The sequence below is a fragment of the Mesorhizobium sp. M4A.F.Ca.ET.050.02.1.1 genome (assembly GCF_003997725.1).
In the GTDB taxonomy this organism is placed as follows: Bacteria; Pseudomonadota; Alphaproteobacteria; order Rhizobiales; family Rhizobiaceae; genus Mesorhizobium.
This window is the reverse complement of record NZ_RZSG01000990.1, coordinates 1-1,947: the sequence shown is the minus strand read 5'-3', so window position 1 is coordinate 1,947 and position 1,947 is coordinate 1. Positions and strand designations below refer to the sequence as shown.

The window sequence follows — 1,947 nt, the reverse complement described above, 5'->3', positions numbered from 1 at the left end:
CCACCAATGATCGCAACCGAGGAGGGCCTCGATTCGGGCCTGCTCGCCGGCTTCTTGCTCGTGGTCACCATTTCGCCTGACAGCGATCCGGCGGCGCTCGAGCGCATAATCAGGCTCCGAGCGGACAAGGACACGCTTTTCGTGCTGCCAAAATGGCAAACCTTGCCACTACAAACGCCCGAAGGCTGGGAGATGAAAATCGAGCGGTTGCCCGACGCGGTCGTGAACGACTGGCTCGGCCGCATCGCCAAGGCCAAGCTCGGAGTCGGCAAGAGCCCGGTCGAACACCTCGACATTGGAGGGCATCTCATCGCTGCACCCGAAGACATGCAATGGGTGGCCGACGAGCACCCGCTGATTGCGGCGGGCAACGGCAAGGCCGTTCTCACCGAACTCGACGACAAGCCTTTCTACATCCTGACCGATCCGGACCTCATCAACAACGCCGCGCTCAAGGATCCCGACAAGGCCAGGGCGGCGCTGGACCTCATCGCCATGCTGGAACCCGGCAAGGGTGCGGTGATGTTCGACCTGACACTGCATGGCGCCGGGCGCAAATACGATCTCGCCAAGCTTTTGGTCGAGCCGCCCTTCCTGGCGCTGACGCTGTCGATCCTTGCCGCCGCGGCGCTGGCCTTCCTGCATGGTCTTGGCCGCTTCGGCCCGCCGCGCGCCGAGGGCCGGGCGATCGCCTTCGGCAAGCGGGCGCTGGTCGACACCACGGCGATGCTCTTCAAGCGCGCCGGACGTCTGGAGGAACTGGGCGATCGCTATGGCGCCCTGATGCGGCAGCGTGCCGGCGCGCTGCTTGGCGCGCCGCACGGGCTGCAGGGCGAAGCGCTCGACCGCTGGCTCGATTCCCGCGACAAGGGCGAGGCCCAGGGGTTCACGACGCGGCTCAAGGCCGCGAACAATGCCAGTTCGCTGGCGGAAATGCATGAGGCAGCCGAACGGCTGCACGACTGGACGGCAAGGAGGCTCGGTGAACGTCGATGATGTGAAGGCCCTGGCGACAGCGATCAGGGAAGAAGTGGCGAAAGCGATTACCGGCCAGCACGACACGGTCGACCTGATGCTCACCGCCCTGTTCGCCGGCGGGCATATATTGCTCGAAGGACCGCCGGGGACCGCCAAGACCATGACCGCGCGCTGCTTCGCGCAGGCGCTCGGTGTCGCCTATGGGCGCATCCAGTTCACGCCGGACCTGATGCCCGGCGATATCGTCGGCTCCAACATCTACAATTTCCAGAGCGGGCAGTTCACGCTGACGCGCGGCCCGATCTTCTGCGATCTTCTGCTTGCCGACGAGATCAACCGCACCCCACCGAAGACCCAGGCCGCCCTCCTGGAAGCCATGCAGGAGCACGCTGTCACCTTCGACGGCACCACCCATTCGCTCGGCCGCAATTTCATGGTGGTGGCGACGCAGAACCCCATCGAGCATCAGGGCGTCTATCCGCTGCCGGAGGCACAACTCGACCGTTTCCTGTTCAAACACCGGGTGAGCTATCCGGACCTGCAGGACGAGCGCGCCATCATCGTCCATCACGGCGGCGGCTCCGCCTCGCACGACATCGCGCAATACGGCATCAAGGCCCGGACCGACCGCAAGACGCTGGAAAAGGCGCTCGAAACCGTCGGCTCCGTCACCCTGGTCGACGACGTCGTCAACTATATCGCCGCGCTGGTGCGCGCCACACGCGAGAGCCCGGACCTGGAGGTCGGCGCCAGCCCTCGCGCGGGCGCCATGCTGGCGCGGGCGGCGCGGGCACGGGCCACGCTCGACGGTCGCGCTTACGTGATCCCGGACGACGTCAAGGCGCTCGCCGTGCCGGCGCTGCGCCATCGCGTCATCCTTTCGCCGGCCGCGCAGATCGATGGGCGGCTGGTGGAGCAGATCGTGTCCGACCTCGTCGACCAGACGGAAGCGCCGCGGTGATCTATCCG

At 66.3% G+C, this 1,947-nt stretch carries 2 protein-coding genes; both read left to right on the top strand.

The window, feature by feature from the left end; genetic code table 11:
* On the top strand, positions 1-996 hold a 996-nt coding region (locus EOA33_RS34055), incomplete at its 5' end, for a DUF4350 domain-containing protein (protein WP_127407605.1).
* Complete coding sequence (locus tag EOA33_RS34050; protein WP_126055024.1) at positions 983-1,939, top strand: MoxR family ATPase; 957 nt, start codon at positions 983-985, stop codon at positions 1,937-1,939. The genes EOA33_RS34055 and EOA33_RS34050, both read left to right, overlap by 14 nt.
* Positions 1,940-1,947: the final 8 nt, after the last annotated feature.